Here is a 20,367-nt window from a genome sequence, read left to right on the forward strand (position 1 = left end):
TTTGATTCTATTTTGCGTTGGTTACCAGATTGACTGCATTTCTTAGTTCGTCCCAGGTGCCGTTGAGTTCGTTGAGGAACAACTGGCCTGTTTCGGTGAGCGCGTAATATTTGCGGGGAGGTCCCGATGTGGATTCTTCCCAACGGTAGTTGAGCAATCCTGCGTTCTTAAGCCTTGTGAGCAAAGGGTATATGGTACCTTCCACTACTAACATCTTTGCGTCTTTCAAGGCTTCCAGAATTTCTGAGGCATATTTGTCGTCATCCCTGAGAATGGACAAAATGCAATACTCTAGAACCCCCTTGCGCATTTGTGCTTTTGTGTTTTCTATGTTCATAATTTCATGGTTCTAAATTTATGCTGAACTGGGTTCGGCATCTGATTAACAGTTCGTTTTTTGTTCTTCCAAACTTTGTTTGGTTACGTTTCCACTCCATTCCCCTGAATTGGGCAGGGGAGTGGAAACGGTTCTTTGATTGATGATTGTTTGTTTCGTTTTTTGATTGATGGTTAAACTCCTTTTTCTTTGATTGATGATGATGTTGGAGGTGATTAAGCTCCTTTTATGATTAATGATTGATTTTATTTCCGTAGCGCTTCATCCACCACTTTGTCGTTTTCGATGATTTGCATTTTTTCAACACCTCCATCGCCCGATATGATAAATTTAAATTGTACAGGTCGTTCTTTCATAATAAAGGTATCCGCTGTTTTTGCGAAGAGCGTCGCCTGCATTTTCTCCGTAACCAACAGAAGCATACCATTGTCTTTTTTGATTTGAACATTACCAACTTGAGGAGATGTATAGTTTCCCTCATAGGCGTCCAATATTTCTTCTGCTACAGTAATTACCTTGGAAGTTTCTTCATTTTTCATCAAATGGTGGTCATAACTCAACTCCCTTTTTATCTTCCATTTACCATCGACTAGCGTCCACACGTGGGTAAATTTGGCGATATCCCCTTTTTGGTATTCGTTCTTGTCATTCAGAAATTCAAACCTGTGCACCCCATGTTGAATGGCCCCGTAGATTTCTCCATCCTTTTTAAGGGGGTAGACTTCAAGGCTTCCATCAATCAATATTCTTTTTGAATACTGTGGCGCATTTGGGTCTATTTTTTCACAGTTTTCTCTGGTCGGCTTCAAAAAATCTTCCCTTCCGTCGGTAAAACCTCCTTTATCATGATAGAACTCGAAATCTTCTGTAAACAACGACTCCATTGTTTCCACATCACATCGGTTGAATGCGGCATCGAACAATAAACTATCCTTGGATTTCAATGTTCTGTATAATTCTGAACCCTTTGCTATTTGCCCACTGACTGAATTGGTTAGAATCAGGGCGAAAAATCCAAATATGTATCCGAAACTCTTCATTATTTGATGAATTTTATTGTGAATGGATATTTAAAATATTCTCCCTCATTCGTTCGGATAGTGGCCAGAATAGTGAAAACAATGTTCACAATGCCAAGCGCCACTTGTAAAAAACCTGAGATACCAACAGGCCAGAATAATCTTCCAAACCTAAAGTCGTCGCTATCGATATGGATATTTAAGTTGTTAAGGTCGCTCAACCCGTGGAACCCGAAAAAGTTCCAATCGAACAAGTCTGGCCAAAATCCAATAAAGAAAGGGATGGTGACCAAACCTGCCACGATGGAGTAAAGCAACATACTAATTTGAAAATTAAGAGCCTGTTTGCCGTTGTAATCGACAAACGCATGCTCTTTTTTGTTGGCGGTCCATAGAATCAACGGAAGTATAAAATTCCCAAACGGGATAAAGTACTTCGAGAACATGGACGCGTGGATAATCGCGGATAAATTTCGTTCGTGTTTGGTGATGGTAGTTGCCATTTTCTGATTGATGTTTTTTGATTGTAAAAGGGTTAACCTATTAGCTTACGATGCAAATATATATCCAAAAGATGGTACTATGCAAAACAAAGTACTATGATTTAACAAAAAATTAACAATATTGAATACCATCTTTTTACCTATTTTTAGGCAGACTTAAATAAACAATATGGCACTTACACCCAGTAAAATCAATATGTTCACTTTTATGAAGCTCCCTTCGGCATGGTGGTGCGGGGTACGACTCAAATATATTGATGAAAAAAAGGCGATAACCACGGTAAAGCATCAATGGAGGAATCAAAATCCGTTTAAATCCATGTTTTGGGCCGTTCAAGGGATGGCCGCCGAACTGAGTACAGGCGCGTTGGTCATGAACGAAATCCAGAAAAGCGGCAAAAAAGTGTCGATGCTGGTAGCGAACAACAAAGCCACCTTTACCAAAAAGGCTACGGGGAGAATCAATTTTACCTGTGAGGATGGCAAACTGATTGCCGATGCGATAAAAAAGACCGTTGAAACGGGAGAGGGACAAACCTGTTGGATGAAAGCCGTGGGGGTCAACCAAGATGGGGTAGAGGTATCCACCTTTCACTTTGAGTGGACGGTGAAGTTGAAAAGATAATATCATTATCCATCATCTCATATTTCTCGATTTGTTGGTAGTATTTAAATATAAAATAATAAAATAAGCAAGTGTCAAAATGGAATCGCAAAAAGTAATTTTTTTAGCTAAATATATAGATTCAGGCGGAGTATCTGCAATAATGTATTCATTGGGAAAGATTTATAAAGAACGAGGGTGGAAAACAACAATTATTTGCGGAGGCGTCAAAGGGAGTCATCTTTTCACAAAAGAATATTATCGCGAAGCAGGAATAGAATTTATTGAGTTGGATTACCTAAGAACTGGGGCGAAGGGATTTTTAAAAATACCTTTCATCATAAAAGGGTTCATCAATACAGTTAAAGAAATTGACCCCGATATTATTCATGTACATTGGCGCTCTGTCAGTCTATATGCGCAACTTGTTAAGTATTTCTTGAATATACCATTTGTTACAACAATACATCTTAATAAAATCCCATCAAGCTTTTTTTATAAGGTGGTGTCATTTTGGGGAAATAGGGTCATTACAATCAGTACAGAGACAAAAGAATTTATGGTGGACAAATTTGGTTTGTCTGATAATCGGATTGAAATGATTTTTAACGGAGCAGATGAAAACATTTTCTATCCACCTAGTTTGATTGAAAAACAACAAGCGCGTAAAAGGTTGAAGGTTGAACCATACAAATTTGTTATTTCAAAATTAGCAAGACTTGAAGGTATTAAAGGGCACAAAACAGCAATTGAAGCCTACGACATGTTACCCGAAGAGATTAAAAATAATTCAATCTTACTTTTGGGAGGTGAAGGATCGTTGAAAACAGATTTAACACATTATATTGAGAATTTAGGGTTAAGGAATAATATACTTTTACTTGGTCATATCAACTCACAAGACCTTCTGTTTGCTTCGGACTTAGGTATTTTAACATCATATAAAGAGGGTTTTCCAGTTTCCGTATTGGAAGCTATGCTTTGTAAGGTTCCTTTCATTAGAACAAGGGCAGAAGGGGCGTACGATCAAATTATAAATGGTAAAACGGGGTATATTATCGATTTTGATGATTCGAACTCATTGAAAGAACGAATAATAGAGTTATATTCTGATGAAGAAAAGCGCAAAGAAATGGCCAAGAACGCATATGTTTTTGCAAAAGAGAATTTTACTATAAACAAGGTAGCGGATAAAACTTTGAATTTGTACAAAACAGTTTTGTCAGATGAGAAGAAATAAAAATTATCATAATTTACTTAAATAAGTTCACAATAATAAGTGAGTTGATGGATTTATGTAACTAATGTTTCCACCTTTCATTTTGAGTTGACGGTGAAGGTAAAGGGATAATGTTGGTAAAGGGTGAAAGGTAAATGGATTGGAAGACTCGTAGAATTATATATAAGATTAAGGTCAATCAATTTTTTCGAAACCTTAAACTCAAGATAAACTTCAAAATCAAAGGTTTATCCAAATGGCAACGAGCTAATGTTGTTGAGTATCCTGATTGTTTTTTAGTAACCACCATACATACTTTAAAAAATGGTCCAGGAGTTCATTCTAACATCATAAGTAAAATTGAAAAAGAAAGTGGCGAACAATATCAACTTGTTAGGCTTGTTTTGGAGCACTTGGATAAATCGAGGTGGGGTGTAGTAAATTTTGAGAAGTCTAGTACAATTGATGTTGTTGCCAAACTCACTGGTAGAAAGTCGATTAAAAAGCAGATGCAAGATTCAAAAATGATATTAATCTCCAGAAACAAAAAACGTATCGAAATTAATCCCACAAAAAATGGAGGTTCGACTGGACCTAATCGTGGATATGATTTTGACAAAGAATTAATTTTATTAGAATTACCTATTAAAGAAGAAGGTTTTGAAAAAGAGATCAAAAGGGCATTAGAAATGTGTCACTAATAATTGTAACAAAATTCTGAATTCTCCAACGTATAAATAGAAATCAAAAAACATCAAAAATGAACGCACACGAAATCGACTACCACATTTACGGCGAAGAAATGCAATATGTGGAAATAGAACTGGACCCTCAAGAAGCTGTTGTAGCTGAAGCAGGCACTTTTATGATGATGGACGAGGATATTAAAATGGACACTATCTTCGGAGACGGTTCCAACCAAGATACCAGTGTTTTGGGAAAGGTATTCTCCGCAGGTAAGCGATTGCTCACTGGGGAGAGCCTTTTTATGACCGCTTTCCTGAACATTGGCCAAGGAAAAAAGCAGGTAAGCTTTGCTTCTCCCTATCCGGGTAAAATTGTTCCCATTGACCTATCTGAAAAAGGAGGGAAGTTTATCTGCCAAAAAGATGCGTTCTTATGTGCTGCCAAAGGCGTTTCCGTTGGTATTGAATTTTCCAAACGCTTGGGACGTGGTTTCTTTGGTGGTGAAGGCTTTATCATGCAGAAATTGGAAGGAGATGGAATGGCCTTTGTACATGCCGGTGGAACCATGGCCAAGAAGACATTGGCTCCCGGCGAGACCTTGAGAGTGGATACGGGGTGTATCGTTGGTTTTTCCCATACCGTGGATTATAACATTGAATTTATAGGCGGCATTCGAAATTCCGTATTTGGAGGGGAAGGACTGTTCTTCGCTACGCTTCGCGGTCCTGGAACCGTGTATATTCAATCCCTTCCGTTCAGTAGATTGGCCAGCCGTGTCTGGGCCGCTGCTCCTCGTGGTGGCGGAAAAGACAAGGGGGAAGGGAGTATCTTGGGCGGCCTTGGTGATTTGCTGGATGGGGATAACAGGTTTTAATATTTTAGGAGTTAGGAGTTAGGAGTTAGGAAAGCCGAGGCTCAATGTCATTCTGAACGGAGTGAAGAATCTATTCTCACTGAGCCATGATTAAAATGACTCAGCTCAAAGATGATTGATAAACGTCATGCTGAACTTGTTTCAGCATCTCATCAAAAAATGGATTCCGCATCAGGTGCGGAATGACAAGTAACAAATTCCAAGATTCCAACCATCCAAAAATCGGACATCTGATTTCTGAAAAAATCACTTCTTTTGTGCCTATGAATTTCAACGACCTGTTCCACTTTCTGGAAGAATTGCAGCAAAACAATAACAAGGAATGGATGGATGCGAACCGTAAATGGTACAAATCCCTCCGTAACGATTTCATCACTTGGCTGGATGATTTGGATATGACAATGGCGCAACTCCATGATGACTATTACCCAACACCGGGCAAAAAAGGCATCAACCGAATCAACAATAATTTGATGTTCCATCCCAACAAGCCCATTTATAAAGATCATTTTGGTGCTGGATTGGACAAAGCGCCCAACTCCGCCGATTTTTATATCGAAATAGGTCTAAAACATTGTCTGCTGGCCGGCGGTCGCTGGCGACCGGATTCCAAAACCCTTCGTAGTATCCGTGATGCCATCGATTATAATGGAGAGGAATTGCAGGCGATTCTTGATAAGCCGTCTTTCAAAAAAATGTTCGGTGGTTTATATGAAGACGAAAAACTGGTGTCATCGCCCAAAGGATTTTCCAATGACCATCCACATATTGAATTGCTACGTAACAAAACGTTCGCGGTCGAATATGGCTTGACCAAGAAGGATGTCCTCAGCGATGATTTCAAGGAAAAAATCGTTGAAGTTTACAAGGAAATGCTTCCTTTTCGTCAATATTTGAACCAAGCGGTAACCGTTTAGTCCAGCTTGTCTGAAGCCGTTATCAAACGAGCCGATAGGTCTGGACGTTCCATGTCTTCATCATAGGGAAACATGGGCCTAATGATTCTTTTATGGCCCAAACGCTCTAAGTCTTGGTCTACGCCCCCAGGGGTCAGCGCCATAATCCAGTCCCCGCGCATATTGTAGAGTTCGGGCACCAAATAGCCAATTTTAACCACAATGATGTCTGTTTCACTAGGGGTCAGCCCCAAATTGGTAAAATCAGATTTTCTGTGATACGGCTTCCTTTTTTTGGTCACGATAACATGGGCATTGTCCACTTTTACTACAACCTCGGTCTCCGCATGAACATCGCCATGTTTTATAGCGGTCACTTCTCCCGTCAATTGTAGCGGAGGAGCATAACGGTCATCGATTTCTGCGCCCACGGGTGCACTGACTTCTCCACCAACTCCTACTTTTACGGCTTCTTCTATCAATTCAGGTCCCGGAATGGAAGCGTAAATCAAAGATTTGCCATGCGGTGTGTGGAACTCTTCACGTTTCAACAGTTCCGTCAAGGTCCAAGTAACATCGCCAGCACCCCCTGCTGTGGGATTATCACCCATATCACTCAACATAAAAGGTTTCTTATCACTGGCAAGTGCAAGTTCCAATGCTTCTTCGTATGATTTTGTTGGGGCTACGAACTCAAATTCCTCTCGGACATCCCAAAAACTATCGGCCAGTTTTTCCGCGCCTTCGGTAACCTGTTCCTTATCATCTCCCGTTACCATGACCACAGCGTGGTTTCTTGGTTCATCGGCCCACGCGTAGCCAATCCAAATGGCTGCATCGATAACACCTTCCTTTTGTTCCACTTCGGGGACTTGGGCGTATAGACTTTTTCCAGGTTCCACTCTTGTACTTGTTTTTTCGCCGGGTAACAGAATGGGTACTGGAACCCATGCTTTATATGTAGGTTTACCTTTTCCGCTTTCCAATCGGGATACCAAGTTTTCAACAGCTCGCTTTTTCGACTCAATAGCATCTTCGTGCGGAGCCATGCGATAACAAGTAATCAAATCGGAGTGTTGTGCCAATCGTTTGGAAACATTGCCGTGCAAGTCCATCGAAGTGGATATCAACACATCGGTCCCTACCACTTCGCGTATTCTTTTGATGAGGTCACCCTCGGGGTCGTCCAAGCCCACAACGCTCATGGCGCCGTGAATATCAAAGAAAAGCCCGTCGTAAGGCATGTTTTCTTCTAACATGGTCAATGTTTTGTTCACCAAGGACTCATAAGCTTCACGGGTAACGGTACCTCCTGGCAGCGATTTTCCCACTAAAGTGGGAACCCATTCGGCCCGTTGTCTCAAGGAAGAATCTGCCTCCATAAATGGGTAGCGGTTAAATATGGAATCCCCTATTTTGGGATGAAAAGCTTCTTCATGGGTAAGGGCGGGCGAAAATGTACTGGATTCAATCCCCAGCCCCGCAATGGCAATTCTGGGTAATTTTTTTTCGGTGTTCTTTTCACAACCTATCAATAAGGCGAAAATGAATAGATAAAGTAAAGGGGTACGCATGTCAATTTATTTGGTTGGTTTCATCATCCATAAATATCGGCATAACCTTTATATTTAAAAAAACTTATTCATTTTGGCTAACGACAGAATCAGAAACATGCAGCGGGAACTGCTATCGGACAATTGGTATTCCCTTGAAAAAATCACTTTTGAATATTTACGTGATGATGGTGTTTGGGAAAAACAGACCCGTGAAGCCTACGATAGGGGCAATGGTGCCGCGATTCTACTCTATAATATTGAAAAAGGCAAGGTGGTACTTACCAAGCAGTTTCGCATGCCCACCTACGTGAATGGCAATGAGGATGGAATGATGATTGAGGTGTGCGCGGGACTTTTGGAAAAGGGCAATGCTGAAGAAACGATTAAAATGGAAGTAGAGGAGGAGACCGGTTATAAAATTGACAAAGTAAAAAAGGTATTTGAATCCTATATGTCCCCTGGTTCGGTTACCGAGATCCTTCACTTTTTTATCGGGGCCTATGAAGATGGCATGAAGATTAGCGAAGGCGGTGGTGCTGAAGATGAAACCGAGAACATTGAGGTGTTGGAACTGGATTTTGAAAAAGCCATTGCCATGATGGAGTCTGGGGAAATCAAAGACGCCAAAACCATCATGTTACTGCAATATGCCCAAGTTCAGGGAATTTTTGGTCAGTAGTTTTCGTAGAGATTTTTTAATGTTGCGTACATCGTTTGCCTAATTTCCAAAGAGGATACCTTGAAATGGTTGTTCATAAAGCTAAAGATGAGCAGCTTCCCTGATTTGGTCTTCACGAAGCCACTCAAATTATAATTGTTCCCTACAGACCCTGATTTAGCAAAAAGGAAAGGCTTGGTACTTGGGTCTTCCCATTGCTCTACGGTACTATCCGGTCCCCACATCGGAAAAATGGCAAACAATCGCTCTTCAGGGACTTCTTTGTACAACTTTTGAAGAATCTGGACAAAAGACTTTGGTGTAAATAGATTGTATCGGGAGAGTCCTGAACCATCTACCCAACGTGGTTGGTGTTCTAGGTCATTTAGATGGTTGTCCAACATGAAATCGATGGCATTTGCAGTGCTCAAGGTGTCAGAAACCATTCCTGAAGCGGTCAGTAACAATTGCTCGGCCAAAAAGTTATCGCTTTTCAATAGCATGCGTTTGTAAATGGAGTCGGTCTCCATGCCATACAAGGTCTGTTTTTCGCCATCAGGGTAATGATTGGTCAATAAAACCTCTTTTCCCGTCGCTATTTCCAATAATTGTTTAGTCAAACTATCACTGGTTACATAAGGTACCTCCAAAGTATCCTGTTCCGTTGGAGCAATGTAAAACTGATTGTGGAACTCAACTCGTTGTATCGTGGTATCTTTTTCTTTAGTTTGATTTTGGAAAATTTCAGGAGAAACCTTCAAACCTTCAACATTGGACATTGTAACCACATTGCCGTAAAGTGGCAAAGTGGATTTCTCAGGAGAAAAATAGGTGTCGTAGTCTTCCCATGCCCATCCTGGTCCATACCTTCGTTCGTCATGATTCTGGGTATACAATGCTATGGTTTCCTGATTTTTCAACCAATTTATGGCCGTACTATCCTTAAAATAAGGATGCAGCCAAGAGGGGTCGCCAGTTCCTTCTATAAAAATGGTGTCATTAGCTACCTTATAATTTAAAGTAAGGATGTTTTTGGGGAGTAATTTTAGGCTTGTATAGAAGGTTACAATCTTCGTGTTGCTGGCCGGTGTAAAGTATTTGTTCCCATTCTGATTATAGATTTCTTTTTGCGTATTGGCATCGATAATGACCAGACCATGAAAAGAATTTTGCAGCTTATCGGCGCGAATGTTAGCGTGTATCGTTTTTTTGATGGAAGTACATCCAGACAGTAGGAATAAAACTAAAAAGCAGTTGAAAATGAGTGATTTATGGGGTGTTTTTTGTGGTTGGTACATGTGTGCAGTTGGTCGATTTTAACAGCAATATATTCATTTTTTAACTGGAAGTTAGCTTTTTTAACCCCCTTTTTTAGTAATTTAGGACACAACCTATTTATCCAATTTAATCAAATTGATATGCCTAGAGCTATGTTAGATTACACCAAAACAATCCTTCAAAAGGTGAGTTTTGATGCTAAACTCTTCACTAGGGAACTTCAGAAAGCAATTTCTAGATTGTTACCCAATGAAGTGGAGGAATTGAAAATCTGGTTGCAATTTTATATTGTGGATAAACCAGAATTACAACCAACATTGTTATTATTAAAAGTTTAAAACACTAACGAGAGCCGCTGAAAAGCGGCTCTTTTAATTTTTGGCCAAGGGACTGATGATTTTTACATCCTGAAAAGCAATAGCTCCACGCACAATACTGGAGATTACCTCTCTGAGCGCATCCGTAATCTGTATTTTCAGTTCACTTTTATGGTAAATCAAGCTTATTTCACGGGCAGGGGTAGGTTTTTGGAAGGATTTGAGGTTTGCTTTCTTTCCTTCTTCCAAGTGCAACGTATTCAAGTAAGGCAATAGGGTCATGCCCATACCTTCATCGGACAAGCTCACCAAAGTTTCGAAACTGCCACTTTCGATTTTGAACTGTTCCCCAAGTCGGTTTTTCGATGCTTTACATAGATTGATGACACCTTCACGAAAACAATGACCATCCTGCAACAATAAAACATCATTGACATCCAAATCACTTGTATTCAATTCATCTGTTCCTGCCAATCGGTGGTTTTTGGGAACATAGCCCACAAAAGGTTCGTAATACAAAGGACGTTCTTTGATAAATTCAATTTCCAATGGGGTGGCAGCAATACCAGCATCCAAGTGACCGTCTAAAATATTCTTGATCATGGTTTGTGTGGATTGCTCTTTGATGATTAGGTTGACCTTGGGATACTTTTTAATGAAGGCATTTAAAAACATGGGCAGTAATGTCGGCATTACCGTAGGTATAATGCCCAAAATATAGTCTCCACCAACATATCCTTTATCTTGATCAACGATATCCTTGATTCGTTCTGCTTCGGCTACAATGTTTTTTGCCTGTGCCACAATTTTTTGCCCCACCTCTGTAATGGATATCGGTTTTTTGCTGCGGTCAAAAATAAGTACGTCCAATTCGTCCTCTAGCTTTTGCACCTGCATACTGAGCGTGGGTTGGGTAACAAAGCTTTTCTCCGCGGCCAGGGTAAAGTTCTTGTGTTCGGCCACAGCAAGCACATATTGTAGCTGGGTAATCGTCATTCAAGTATAGGTTTAGGGCATAAAAGTATAAAAAACCATCAGGTTAATCTATACAAAAACCATAATCCTGAATCGTTTATTGCTCCGCAAACAAAAAGCCTGCTCTGAGCAGGCTTTCCATTGATTGATGAATTGTTTTTTTCGCTTAGAAGCGGATGTTCATGTCCAAATCTTTATCCGCTACGGTGAACTTGGCACTGTTGAATGAGGGTGGGCCCATGGTCATGTCGTTTCCGGACATTCCATAGCTTTCCTTGGGCATTCCATTGGGCTCAAAATCCATGCGGTTGTTCCCATTGGTGTCGTGTAGTGTTGAAATGGCATATTCTCCGGGAGCAACATTGGTAAAGGTAAAGGTTACTTTTCCGTCTTTAATGGAGCTTCTAAGGTTTTGAACGCCTTGGCCTTTCATGAAGGTTTCTTCGGTGTGAAGACCGGCAAGTACCATGCCTTCGTCACTGGTAATATTGTCAATGGTAATTGTAATGTCGATTCCTGTTTTTTCTTGCGCCATGGCAATGATACTTACAAAGAAGAAACTTAATGCTAGTGTTACAGTTTTCATACGATTTGTTATTGATGTTTTGTATGCTCCAAAATTCAGGAAGAAGTACCTCTTTAAAAATTTCAACCTACCGAAATGTTGATTTTTTGGAGTGAACTGCAAAGTGAAAACTGCAATTCAATTCAGATGTAAAAAACAACAATTGGGTATTTCGTTTTGGTTTGGAAAAATGTTGAAGAAGAAATTTGTGGCATCAATCTAAATGAACAGTCATGAAAATCTTTACCCATCTAATTACCTTATTATTGTGTTCGGGAGCCGTTTTTGCCCAACAGACCATAACAGGGAAAGTGACCGATACCAAAAACAATCCCATCGAAGGTGCCAACATTTATTTGGAGGGTACTTACGATGGTGCTTCTTCTGATGCCAATGGAAACTTTAGTTTTGAGACCACCGAGGAGGGGGTGCAAACACTCATTGTCTCCATGCTGTCCTACGAACCGCATTACGAGGCTGGGGATATTTCCTATTTTAAGGATTTACATATTAAATTAATGGAGTCCGTCAATTCGTTGTCAGGCGTTACCTTGACCGCTGGAACTTTCGAGGCTGGGGACAATTCCAAAGTGTCTGTACTGAAACCGTTGGATATTGTGACCACCGCTGGGGCTGCCGGCGATTTTGTAGCGGCTTTGCAGACGTTACCGGGTACTACGACGGTAAATGAAGATGGACGTTTGTTTGTTCGTGGGGGTACGGCAGGGGAGACCCAGGTGTTTATCGATGGGCTTCGCGTTTTTCAACCCTTCAATGCCACGCCCAACAATACGCCCACCCGCGGTAGATTTTCGCCTTTTCTTTTTAAAGGGATATCCTTTAGTACGGGAGGTTACTCTGCAGAATATGGTCAAGCCCTGTCCAGTGTGCTATTACTGAACACAACGGATGTACCTTTGCAAGAGGAAACCAATATTTCCATAATGAGTGTTGGCGGTGGGGTTGGCCACACGGAGATTTGGGGCGACCAATCGTTGAGCATCAATACCTCTTATATGAATCTTGCTCCGTATGAAGCCCTGATTCCATCCACCCAAGGAGTGCGTTGGAACAGTCCGTTCGAATCCATTTCAGGGGAAGCAGTTTTTAGGAGCAAAGGGGATAAGAGCATGTTTAAATTGTACACGGGATTCAATCATACCAATCTGGATATTGAACAGGAGGACATCAATTTTGATGATTACGTTCGTTTCCGTCTCAAGAACAACAACCTATACTTTAATTCATCCTATAAATACTATTTTGATAACGATTTGAGTTTGACCTCTGGTGCATCCATAGCATGGGACACCAATGATATCGGTATTGATGAAGACAAGGTCGATAACAAGGACACATCCACGCACCTGAAGCTAAAGGCGCGTAAAAACTTCAGTAATCGATACGATTTGAGTTTTGGAGCGGAATATTTCAACACCCATTTTGATGAAACCTATACCGATGCGGATGTAGATGCATTCAACAATGGGTATACCGATGGTCTTTGGGCCGCTTTTGCAGAGTCCGATATCTTTCTGACCAATAAATTCGCCATGAAACTAGGGGTTAGGGCAACACATAGTAGTTTGCTTAATGATTTTGAGGTGTCGCCACGAGTCTCTTTGGCTTACAAGCCAGGGGAGGACGGACAGTTTTCTTTGGCCTATGGCGATTTTTATCAACGACCACTCTCCGATGTCGTGAAATTTGATCAAAACCTGGAAATGGAGAAGGCGTCTCACTACATTCTTAACTATCAATACATCAACAATGGAAAAACCTTCAGAACAGAGTTGTATTACAAGGACTATGACCGTTTGATCAAGTTTGATACCGATATGCCACAGTTCGATTCAGCCTATACAAACTCGGGAGGGGGCTACGCCAAAGGAGTGGACATTTTTTGGAGAGACAGCAAAAGCATAGAGAACTTGGATTATTGGTTCTCCTATTCCTATCTGGATACGGAACGGGACTATCGAAACTTCCCTGGAAGGTCAACCCCGAACTTTGCACCAAAACATAACGCTTCATTGGTCACCAAGTATTGGGTGGATAAGTTACGGTCGCAAGTCGGGCTTTCGTATTCTTATGGTTCTGGTAGACCGTACCACGATCCGAACAACCCCGGCTTTATGGAAGAGCGAACCAAATCGTACAATAATTTGAGTTTTAATTGGGCCTATTTGATTGATCAGCAAAAGATTTTATACTTCTCCGTGAGCAATTTGTTGAGCATTAATAATATCAGCAATTATCAATATGCCAATACGCCCGATGTCAATGGAGTGTACAATAGAAGAGCGATTACACCTCCCGCGGATAGTTTTTTCTTTGTAGGGTTCTTTTGGACCATCAGCACCGATGGCAAAAGCAATCAATTGGATAACCTTTAGGTTATTGCTGCATTTTTAGATAGTAGTCCACGGAGTTCCTTCCAGACCCGTATACAATAAAGAATAAGGTGGTCAACAATACGATAATGGATAGCATAAGGTTGTTGGTGTTCATTTGTCCTAGAAAATTGGTCAGTATCGCACCGAAGATTATAGGTATCTGGGCAATGGCCGCCCATCGGGTCAATAAACCGACTAGAATAAGAATACCTCCCACAAAGTGAGCGGGAATCAAATAATGAAGAAAGATCATTCCACCGGGAACGTCTTGGAACGGAGCTGCCAATTTCTCCATTTCTTCATGGTTGGACATAAATTCTATGCCTTTCACAAAAAGCACGATACCGAGCAATACACGAATCAGGTCTAGAATAAGATAAGTATGGGCATTGGCCCATTTGTTGAGGTTTTTTATCAGACCCATGGCGATGAGATTTAGAATTATCCTATATAAAATACTCATTTTTAGTGATATATGGGTCGGTTTCTGTGCGTTTTCAGCTTAAAACCGTTATTTAGGCGGAATAGGATCACAGGTTTCAAGAATCTTTCCCACAATTAGGTCTTTGTTTTGATTTTCAGAAGGTTAGGATTTGTTTTTGGACGTATTGCAATCAGATGTGCGATTAATCAATTAAAGAGAAAGGACGAGGCACATAATTGTTCCAATTTTATAGTTGTAGTCTAACAACAAAAGCTTTAGTTGAAACAACCTTATAATTCAAGCTCCATTTGAATATCGCTGCGTGCATATGGCGAGGACACTTTTGTCATTTCTTTGAACCCTAATTTTTTATATAATGCTAGAGCGGGAGCCAAAACTCTATTGCTTTCCAAGAAGATTTTCTGTGCGCCTAGCTCTTTTGCCTTATCAATGATGTGCTGCCCCAATAATTTCCCGATTCCTTTACCTTGGGCTTTGGGAGAGACCCCCATTTTGGAAAGTTCAAAATCATATCCTAGGTACGTGCAGGGAATCAGTGCACAGACACCGACAGGTTGATCATCGAGTAAAGCCACCGCAATATATCCGCCCTTACCCAAAATATATTCTTCTGGGTTATGGAGCGCAAGCCGATCCATTTCCTCCATCTCAAAATACTTAATGATCCATTTCTCGTTCAATTTCCTGAAAGCATCTTTATAGATGTTGGAATAGGGCACAATACGCACTGGAACCTCCATTTTGAGTACTTTTTTGAAGTTGTGACCTCAAAAATAACCTAAGTAGAAGAACATTTAATGCAATGAAACCCAAATTTTATAAACCAAAACCTTCTATCTATCAATTCAGTGTGCCGTTCAACGAAAAAATTACCTCTTGGACGATAAAATAATTAGATTTACATAATATTTAGATGAAAATTCTTACAAGTCCCAAATCTTGCAAGTGAAAAAACTAAACAAATATCAACCTGTCCCAATCAGGAATATTAACCTACAAATCCCAATCGGCTATGGAGATAAAACTACCCCCGTTTCCCCAGACTACATTTCCGACCCAATGTGAGCGTTACATTTTTGCGTTCTTGATCGTCCTTTTTCTGGGTCTTCCCACTCAAGCTCAAGAGGAAAGTAATCCTTTCGTGAGTTATGATGTTCCCTTTCAAAATTTGTTGAAGTTCAACCGATTTTTGATCAACCCCACCTTTTCATCGATACGTGAGGACAAATCGTACATCAATTTTTTCCATCGAAGCCAAAGTGCTGATTTTGACAACAATCGCCAAAATTACTTTTTGAGCTACAGTGGCCAATTGAACGATATGGTAGGATTAGGCTTCAGCCTTTACAACCAACGTGAAGGTGTGATTTCCAATTTAGGTGTTATGGCCAATTACTCCCACGGTATCCAATTGGGAGAAGAAAGCAGTCTAACATTTGGAGTAAACATCCCTTATTATGTGAGTAGTTACGACCCCAGTAGGGCAGTGACCTCAGATGAAGGGGATATCCTGTTGAGTGATGCCGAGGAAAGTTCTGTGATATCATTTCAGCCAGGATTGAATCTTAGCTTAGGTAAGTTTGATTTTGGTGTTTTTGCCCAAAATTTAGTGGATTACAATTTAAAGTCGGGAAAATCGTTGAGCAATCTTAATCAAAAGACCTTTTCCGGACATATCCAGTTTACCAATGAATTTGACAATGCCAGGGGAATTTTTGAAGGAAGTAGATTAATGCCATTGGTTCGTGCCCGTTTTGAAGGTAGCGAAGACCCTGTTTTTGGAGGAGGTGTCATTTTGGACCTACCTAAGTTAGGATGGGTTCAAGGTGGGTACGATCAGTTTTATGGTGCTTCAGCAGGAACAGGTTTTAATTTGAACCAACGATTGTCCTTTGGATATAACTTTGAGAAAAGCTTGAACAACAGCATCGCCAACCTTGGGGTAACCCACGAAATTTCAATCGCTTACTCCTTTGTGCCCAATCTTTCCAAAAACACCTTTGTCTCCAACGAAGATGATGACGAAGCGAAAAAGAAAATTGAAAATACGGCTGTGGCCGATGCAAGCGATAAAGCTGAGAAAAACGAGCAAAACAGCAAGCTGGATGTCGCAACCACCTTGAGACCTTCCCACAAGGAGGATAGGGCTTATTGGGAAGAGCGTGTTGCTGAACTACAGGAAAAGCAAGAGGATAGTTACGCTGTGATCGACGACTTGCTCTACAAAGTGGATTCCATGAAGCAGAGTAGGGAGGAAGATATGGAAAGACGTTTTGAAATGGTCATGCGATTGGTAAAGCGACACAATGGTGATGAAATTCCCGGTATAGAAAAAAAGGCGCAACAACTCTATATGGCCGACAGCAAAGATTTGGATTCTTTGTATAATGCCATTGAAATGTCAACCACAACAGCTTTAGCCGAAAACACCCAAAAGGTTTCCAAACAACTTGAGAAAAAAGACGAAGGAACCTTTAATGGTGGTGCATTTAAGCCCATAGAAAAGTATATCGACCTTGATGGAGTTGGTCAGGGGCACTACATTGTGGCCAATGTCTTTAAAAATGAGATTTACTTGAAAAACTTCATGGAAGAGTTGAAAAGTAAAGGGTTGCAAGCCCAATATTTCAAGAACCCGGATAATGGCCTTAACTACGTCTATTTGGCGAAATACGACGAAAACGATTTGGCTTATGAAGCTTATCAATCCAAGATGAAAGGAAAGTACCAAGATGAAATCTGGATCATGCACGTGGAAAATTCCAGATATTCCAATTGGGCAGATGCCATTTTTCAGGATATAGAATAAAAGTTTAAGGCTTTTTGTCTTTCATATGCTCGGCAATTCCTTGACTCCCCGCATCGGGGCGTTCTCCAAGTTCCGATATTATTTTATGATGGTCATCTACTTGCGTCTGAGAAAGCTTGTAGGTGGCCTGTATATCAGAAACTGCTATTTTAAAACCAACTACACCCTTTACTTGCCTCAAGGTTTTTGATGATAGATTATTAAGGGAGATCGGGTTTTTGGAGCTTTGCTCATATTTATCTACCAACCGGTGCATGGAGGCCATGGTTTCCTCTTCTGTCAAAACTTTTAAGGTGCCATACACATGCACGGCAATATAGTTCCAAGTCGGTACTTCTTCCTCTTTGTACCACGAGGATGACACATAGGCATGAGGTCCGTTGAAAATACAGAGCACTTCCGCTTCGTCCTGAAAATATTTCCATTGTGGATTTCCCTTGGCAATATGTCCCACCAAAATATCATTCCCTTCATCATCTGTTTCCAATTCCAGTGGAATGTGGGTGCCCCATGGTTTGTTGTCCACAATATTAATCAAGATGCCAAAGCTGTTGCTTCTCAAGAAATCTTTGATTTTTTCAATATCATCATTGCTGTAGTGCGGAGGAGTGTACATAAAAGTGCTTGGATTTTAGAACCAAGCGCTAAAGTATAAATTAAAGATTGGATGCATTACAGTTCATCCGCGATTGTTTACAGTTCGGTAAAGCTTCTTTTAAAAATCTGCAACAGCTGGACATCTTTGCGGCATCAATAATCATAAAACGACAGTCATGAAAAAGCTGATTTTAGCAATTGTACTTTTAGGAACCACATTCATCAATGCTCAGGACCGCTATTCCAAAGGAATGAAAAAGGCTTTTGAGCTATGGCAGAACCAAAAAGTCATAGAGGCATCCAATATGTTCGAACGCATTGCCACCGCAGAGCCTGATAAATGGTTGCCCTACTATTATGTTGCTCAAATAAATACGGTAATTTCCTTTGGCGAGAAAGATGAGGATAAACTGAGTAAGCAACTGGAAAAAGCCAAGGAGTTTTTGGATGTGGCCAAGGCCATCTCTCCCAACAATCCGGAACTTTTGATTCAAGAAGCGCTCATCAACACGGCCTGGATTGCTTTTGATGGTGCTACTTATGCCATGACATTATCTCCCAAGAATGCACAGTTATATCAAAAAGCCATGGAACTGGCTCCCAATAATCCCCGAGTGATACTATCTAAAGCAGAGTGGGATATGGGGTCGGCACGTTACTTTGGAAAGGATATCACACCCTACTGTAAAGATGTGGAAAGGGCCTTGGAACTTTTTGCTACCTTTAAATCCGAAACACCGTTTTATCCAACCATGGGTAAGGAAAGGGCAGAGGAGATTTTGGAGAACTGCGGTAAATAGGAAATAATGAAACTGTTTTTTAGAGAACTGGTTAAGGCATTTTTAGTGGGGATAGCTATTTTTATAGTTTTCCTCATTATTTTCTTTATCAAGGGCTGGGACTTGACCTACCGAGAGTTATGGGTGGAGTTTTGGGAGAACATGGTCTTTTCTGTGATCATTTACATGTTCAATGCAGCATCTTTTATATTTATGATGCGCAAGTACGATAAAGAGCTTTTTACCAAAAAGTACGTAGGCTATGGTATTTTAGGAAATATCGTGGCGTCTATTTTGGGGATAATCGTATCAAGGTTTGTGCTCGTGGTAGTGGTATATCAAAAGACCATAAGTCAGTTTTTGGCTGAGGAACGAACCGAGTTCTATGTAAGCTCCTTTGTCATTGCCATGGCCGTCGCAATCATGTTCTATGCGGCATACTATTACAAATATTACAAGGAAAAGCAGGTCAAAGAGCAGAAAATCATTGCTGGCTCGGCTTCTGCCAGGTTTGATGCATTGAAAAACCAATTGGACCCCCATTTTCTGTTCAACAGTCTCAATGTTTTGACGAGCTTGATTGATGAAGACCCGCATCAGGCCCAAAACTTTACCACATCCTTGTCCAAGGTATATCGATATGTACTCGAACAGAAAAACAAGGATTTGGTTACTGTGGATGAAGAATTGAAGTTTGCCAGAACTTATGTGAGGCTTTTGAAAATGCGTTTCGAGGATAGTATCATTTTCGATATTCCAGAGGCATGCTCCCAGCCCGAAGCCAAGATAGTGCCGCTATCGTTGCAACTTTTATTGGAAAATGCGGTCAAGCACAATGTGGTCACATCCTCAAGACCATTGCATATCAAGGTGTTTGAACAAAATGGCATGTTGGTCGTGAGTAACAACCTTCAGGAAAAGCAGGTAGTGAAAAAGAGTAGTGGAGTAGGTCTTCAGAATATAAAACAGCGATACCATATTTTAACGGACCGTGAAATGGTCATTGAAAAGACCGATAAGGATTTTAGCGTTTTTATCCCGATGCTTACCCAGAAGTACACCGTTATGGAGACTCAGGAGAGCTATATTGAAGAGAAGCGCTACGCGAATGCCAAGGAACGGGTCAAGAACATAAAGGACTTCTATGGTAACCTGATGGCCTATTGCATTATAATTCCCTTCTTGTGGTGGCTCAACTTCCGCACCACGGACTTTTTATGGGCATTTTTCCCAACCATAGGCTGGGGATTTGGACTAACCGCACATGGAATGGCAGCTTTTGGATACAATCCACTATGGGGCAAGCGTTGGGAGGAACGCAAAATCAGGGAGCTCATGGATAAGGATGATTTCTAGAACATTTACAAACTTCAGATATAAAGAGTTGACAGTTGGATGTAAATTCAACCCTTTCCCCCTAAACCCTAACCTTGGATACAATTCATCCCACTAAAATTACAGTTCGGGAATTCGTTTTTCAATTTACCCTTAAGTATGGGGATATTTGACCTGTAATCAATCATCAAAAACGAACAGCTCATGAATAACTTGGATGAACAACGCTACGCCAAAGCAAAGGAAAGAGTGGGGCAGATCAAATCATTTTATTGTAACCTGACCGCTTATTGCATAGTGATTCCAATGCTTGCGTACCTCAATTTTAAAACCACCGATTTTCTTTGGGTAATTTTCCCGGCCATTGGTTGGGGACTTGGATTAGTAGCTCATTGGGTGGCAGCTTATGGACAAAACATCCTTTTTGTGAAGGAATGGGAAAAGCGTAAGATTCAAGAACTTATGAACGACAAAGAATTTTAAGAATGAGTATTTTTAACTACCACATCACATCAAAT

General features: G+C 40.7%; 22 protein-coding genes. 12 read left to right on the forward strand and 10 right to left on the reverse strand.

Annotated elements, in window-relative coordinates:
* Positions 1-7: 7 nt before the first annotated feature.
* The 3 genes from EO132_RS10095 to EO132_RS10105 all read right to left on the reverse strand — a co-directional run bounded on the left by EO132_RS10095 (position 8) and on the right by EO132_RS10105 (position 1,859).
* Positions 8-337, reverse strand: a complete 330-nt coding sequence (locus EO132_RS10095) for a PadR family transcriptional regulator (RefSeq protein WP_127137723.1) — start codon at positions 335-337, stop codon at positions 8-10.
* 245 nt (positions 338-582) lie between these two features.
* Positions 583-1,377 (reverse strand): nuclear transport factor 2 family protein, encoded by a 795-nt coding sequence (locus tag EO132_RS10100; protein WP_127137724.1) that lies wholly within the window; start codon positions 1,375-1,377, stop codon positions 583-585.
* Positions 1,377-1,859 carry a DUF4870 domain-containing protein gene (locus EO132_RS10105; protein ID WP_127137725.1) on the reverse strand — a complete coding sequence of 161 codons (483 nt, stop codon included), beginning with the start codon at positions 1,857-1,859 and terminating at the stop codon, positions 1,377-1,379. The genes EO132_RS10100 and EO132_RS10105 overlap by 1 nt, the downstream gene beginning before the upstream one ends.
* Positions 1,860-2,028: 169 nt before the next feature.
* Here EO132_RS10105 and EO132_RS10110 point away from each other — a divergent pair, with 169 nt between their 5' ends.
* From EO132_RS10110 to EO132_RS10130, 5 genes are all read left to right on the forward strand, one after another.
* A complete protein-coding gene (locus tag EO132_RS10110; RefSeq protein WP_127137726.1) occupies positions 2,029-2,484 on the forward strand; it encodes a DUF4442 domain-containing protein in 456 nt (151 codons plus the stop codon).
* A 79-nt stretch (positions 2,485-2,563) separates the two neighbouring features.
* Positions 2,564-3,703 (forward strand): glycosyltransferase family 4 protein, encoded by a 1,140-nt coding sequence (locus EO132_RS10115; protein ID WP_127137727.1) that lies wholly within the window; start codon positions 2,564-2,566, stop codon positions 3,701-3,703.
* Positions 3,704-3,837: 134 nt separating this feature from the next.
* Positions 3,838-4,383 (forward strand): hypothetical protein, encoded by a 546-nt coding sequence (locus tag EO132_RS10120; RefSeq protein WP_127137728.1) that lies wholly within the window; start codon positions 3,838-3,840, stop codon positions 4,381-4,383.
* A gap of 59 nt (positions 4,384-4,442) precedes the next feature.
* Positions 4,443-5,243 carry a TIGR00266 family protein gene (locus EO132_RS10125; protein ID WP_127137729.1) on the forward strand — a complete coding sequence of 267 codons (801 nt, stop codon included), beginning with the start codon at positions 4,443-4,445 and terminating at the stop codon, positions 5,241-5,243.
* A 263-nt stretch (positions 5,244-5,506) separates the two neighbouring features.
* The gene (locus EO132_RS10130; RefSeq protein ID WP_127138007.1) at positions 5,507-6,160 is read left to right on the forward strand and encodes a DUF2461 domain-containing protein; all 654 of its coding nucleotides are present in this window, start codon (positions 5,507-5,509) and stop codon (positions 6,158-6,160) included.
* On the opposite strand, the gene EO132_RS10135 is transcribed toward EO132_RS10130, so the two are convergent.
* Positions 6,157-7,713, reverse strand: coding sequence for a M81 family metallopeptidase (locus EO132_RS10135; RefSeq protein ID WP_127137730.1), 1,557 nt, complete (start codon positions 7,711-7,713; stop codon positions 6,157-6,159). The two genes, EO132_RS10130 and EO132_RS10135, sit on opposite strands and share 4 nt — an antisense overlap.
* A gap of 73 nt (positions 7,714-7,786) precedes the next feature.
* Here EO132_RS10135 and EO132_RS10140 point away from each other — a divergent pair, with 73 nt between their 5' ends.
* Complete coding sequence (locus EO132_RS10140) at positions 7,787-8,374, forward strand: NUDIX domain-containing protein (RefSeq protein WP_127137731.1); 588 nt, start codon at positions 7,787-7,789, stop codon at positions 8,372-8,374.
* Here EO132_RS10140 and EO132_RS10145 read toward each other — a convergent pair.
* The gene (locus EO132_RS10145) at positions 8,368-9,651 is read right to left on the reverse strand and encodes a D-alanyl-D-alanine carboxypeptidase (RefSeq protein ID WP_127137732.1); all 1,284 of its coding nucleotides are present in this window, start codon (positions 9,649-9,651) and stop codon (positions 8,368-8,370) included. The two genes, EO132_RS10140 and EO132_RS10145, sit on opposite strands and share 7 nt — an antisense overlap.
* Before the next feature lie 120 nt (positions 9,652-9,771).
* On the opposite strand from EO132_RS10145, the gene EO132_RS19585 reads away from it, so the two are divergent.
* A complete protein-coding gene (locus EO132_RS19585) occupies positions 9,772-9,969 on the forward strand; it encodes a hypothetical protein (protein WP_127137733.1) in 198 nt (65 codons plus the stop codon).
* A 33-nt stretch (positions 9,970-10,002) separates the two neighbouring features.
* Here the strand turns inward: EO132_RS19585 and EO132_RS10155 are convergent, their stop codons facing one another.
* Together EO132_RS10155 and EO132_RS10160 are read right to left on the reverse strand one after the other, a co-directional pair.
* Positions 10,003-10,944 (reverse strand): LysR substrate-binding domain-containing protein, encoded by a 942-nt coding sequence (locus EO132_RS10155; protein ID WP_127137734.1) that lies wholly within the window; start codon positions 10,942-10,944, stop codon positions 10,003-10,005.
* 145 nt (positions 10,945-11,089) lie between these two features.
* Positions 11,090-11,509 (reverse strand): DUF2141 domain-containing protein, encoded by a 420-nt coding sequence (locus tag EO132_RS10160; RefSeq protein WP_127137735.1) that lies wholly within the window; start codon positions 11,507-11,509, stop codon positions 11,090-11,092.
* A 212-nt stretch (positions 11,510-11,721) separates the two neighbouring features.
* Here EO132_RS10160 and EO132_RS10165 point away from each other — a divergent pair, with 212 nt between their 5' ends.
* Entirely contained in the window at positions 11,722-13,884 is a 2,163-nt protein-coding gene (locus EO132_RS10165) for a TonB-dependent receptor (RefSeq protein WP_127137736.1), read from the forward strand.
* A 1-nt stretch (position 13,885) separates the two neighbouring features.
* On the opposite strand, the gene EO132_RS10170 is transcribed toward EO132_RS10165, so the two are convergent.
* Together EO132_RS10170 and EO132_RS10175 are read right to left on the reverse strand one after the other, a co-directional pair.
* Positions 13,886-14,308: a DoxX family protein gene (locus tag EO132_RS10170; protein WP_127137737.1), complete on the reverse strand. Its 423-nt coding sequence runs from the start codon at positions 14,306-14,308 to the stop codon at positions 13,886-13,888.
* Positions 14,309-14,598: 290 nt separating this feature from the next.
* Entirely contained in the window at positions 14,599-15,069 is a 471-nt protein-coding gene (locus EO132_RS10175; protein WP_127137738.1) for a GNAT family N-acetyltransferase, read from the reverse strand.
* 272 nt (positions 15,070-15,341) lie between these two features.
* On the opposite strand from EO132_RS10175, the gene EO132_RS10180 reads away from it, so the two are divergent.
* A complete protein-coding gene (locus EO132_RS10180; RefSeq protein ID WP_127137739.1) occupies positions 15,342-17,138 on the forward strand; it encodes a PorP/SprF family type IX secretion system membrane protein in 1,797 nt (598 codons plus the stop codon).
* Between the two features lie 4 nt (positions 17,139-17,142).
* On the opposite strand, the gene EO132_RS10185 is transcribed toward EO132_RS10180, so the two are convergent.
* Positions 17,143-17,754: an FMN-binding negative transcriptional regulator gene (locus EO132_RS10185; protein WP_127137740.1), complete on the reverse strand. Its 612-nt coding sequence runs from the start codon at positions 17,752-17,754 to the stop codon at positions 17,143-17,145.
* Positions 17,755-17,911: 157 nt separating this feature from the next.
* Here EO132_RS10185 and EO132_RS10190 point away from each other — a divergent pair, with 157 nt between their 5' ends.
* The 3 genes from EO132_RS10190 (at position 17,912) to EO132_RS10200 (ending at position 20,332) form a co-directional block, all read left to right on the forward strand.
* Positions 17,912-18,535, forward strand: coding sequence for a tetratricopeptide repeat protein (locus EO132_RS10190; protein ID WP_127137741.1), 624 nt, complete (start codon positions 17,912-17,914; stop codon positions 18,533-18,535).
* Between the two features lie 6 nt (positions 18,536-18,541).
* Positions 18,542-19,870 carry a 2TM domain-containing protein gene (locus tag EO132_RS10195; protein WP_127137742.1) on the forward strand — a complete coding sequence of 443 codons (1,329 nt, stop codon included), beginning with the start codon at positions 18,542-18,544 and terminating at the stop codon, positions 19,868-19,870.
* A gap of 183 nt (positions 19,871-20,053) precedes the next feature.
* Entirely contained in the window at positions 20,054-20,332 is a 279-nt protein-coding gene (locus EO132_RS10200; RefSeq protein ID WP_127137743.1) for a 2TM domain-containing protein, read from the forward strand.
* The last annotated feature ends 35 nt before the right edge of the window (positions 20,333-20,367 follow it).

It is taken from the genome of Flagellimonas oceanensis (genome assembly GCF_003992595.1).
GTDB lineage: Bacteria > Bacteroidota > Bacteroidia > Flavobacteriales > Flavobacteriaceae > Flagellimonas > Flagellimonas oceanensis.

Excerpts from the sequence above, each read along its gene's own strand:
- EO132_RS10095 (WP_127137723.1), bottom strand. The coding sequence starts at position 337 with ATGAACATAGAAAACACAAAAGCACAAATGCGCAAGGGGGTTCTAGAG.
- EO132_RS10100 (WP_127137724.1), bottom strand. The coding sequence starts at position 1,377 with ATGAAGAGTTTCGGATACATATTTGGATTTTTCGCCCTGATTCTAACC.
- EO132_RS10105 (WP_127137725.1), bottom strand. The coding sequence starts at position 1,859 with ATGGCAACTACCATCACCAAACACGAACGAAATTTATCCGCGATTATC.
- EO132_RS10110 (WP_127137726.1), top strand. The coding sequence starts at position 2,029 with ATGGCACTTACACCCAGTAAAATCAATATGTTCACTTTTATGAAGCTC.
- EO132_RS10115 (WP_127137727.1), top strand. The coding sequence starts at position 2,564 with ATGGAATCGCAAAAAGTAATTTTTTTAGCTAAATATATAGATTCAGGC.
- EO132_RS10120 (WP_127137728.1), top strand. The coding sequence starts at position 3,838 with ATGGATTGGAAGACTCGTAGAATTATATATAAGATTAAGGTCAATCAA.
- EO132_RS10125 (WP_127137729.1), top strand. The coding sequence starts at position 4,443 with ATGAACGCACACGAAATCGACTACCACATTTACGGCGAAGAAATGCAA.
- EO132_RS10130 (WP_127138007.1), top strand. The coding sequence starts at position 5,507 with ATGAATTTCAACGACCTGTTCCACTTTCTGGAAGAATTGCAGCAAAAC.
- EO132_RS10135 (WP_127137730.1), bottom strand. The coding sequence starts at position 7,713 with ATGCGTACCCCTTTACTTTATCTATTCATTTTCGCCTTATTGATAGGT.
- EO132_RS10145 (WP_127137732.1), bottom strand. The coding sequence starts at position 9,651 with ATGTACCAACCACAAAAAACACCCCATAAATCACTCATTTTCAACTGC.
- EO132_RS19585 (WP_127137733.1), top strand. The coding sequence starts at position 9,772 with ATGCCTAGAGCTATGTTAGATTACACCAAAACAATCCTTCAAAAGGTG.
- EO132_RS10155 (WP_127137734.1), bottom strand. The coding sequence starts at position 10,944 with ATGACGATTACCCAGCTACAATATGTGCTTGCTGTGGCCGAACACAAG.
- EO132_RS10160 (WP_127137735.1), bottom strand. The coding sequence starts at position 11,509 with ATGAAAACTGTAACACTAGCATTAAGTTTCTTCTTTGTAAGTATCATT.
- EO132_RS10165 (WP_127137736.1), top strand. The coding sequence starts at position 11,722 with ATGAAAATCTTTACCCATCTAATTACCTTATTATTGTGTTCGGGAGCC.
- EO132_RS10170 (WP_127137737.1), bottom strand. The coding sequence starts at position 14,308 with ATGGGTCTGATAAAAAACCTCAACAAATGGGCCAATGCCCATACTTAT.
- EO132_RS10175 (WP_127137738.1), bottom strand. The coding sequence starts at position 15,069 with ATGGAGGTTCCAGTGCGTATTGTGCCCTATTCCAACATCTATAAAGAT.
- EO132_RS10180 (WP_127137739.1), top strand. The coding sequence starts at position 15,342 with ATGGAGATAAAACTACCCCCGTTTCCCCAGACTACATTTCCGACCCAA.
- EO132_RS10185 (WP_127137740.1), bottom strand. The coding sequence starts at position 17,754 with ATGTACACTCCTCCGCACTACAGCAATGATGATATTGAAAAAATCAAA.
- EO132_RS10190 (WP_127137741.1), top strand. The coding sequence starts at position 17,912 with ATGAAAAAGCTGATTTTAGCAATTGTACTTTTAGGAACCACATTCATC.
- EO132_RS10195 (WP_127137742.1), top strand. The coding sequence starts at position 18,542 with ATGAAACTGTTTTTTAGAGAACTGGTTAAGGCATTTTTAGTGGGGATA.
- EO132_RS10200 (WP_127137743.1), top strand. The coding sequence starts at position 20,054 with ATGAATAACTTGGATGAACAACGCTACGCCAAAGCAAAGGAAAGAGTG.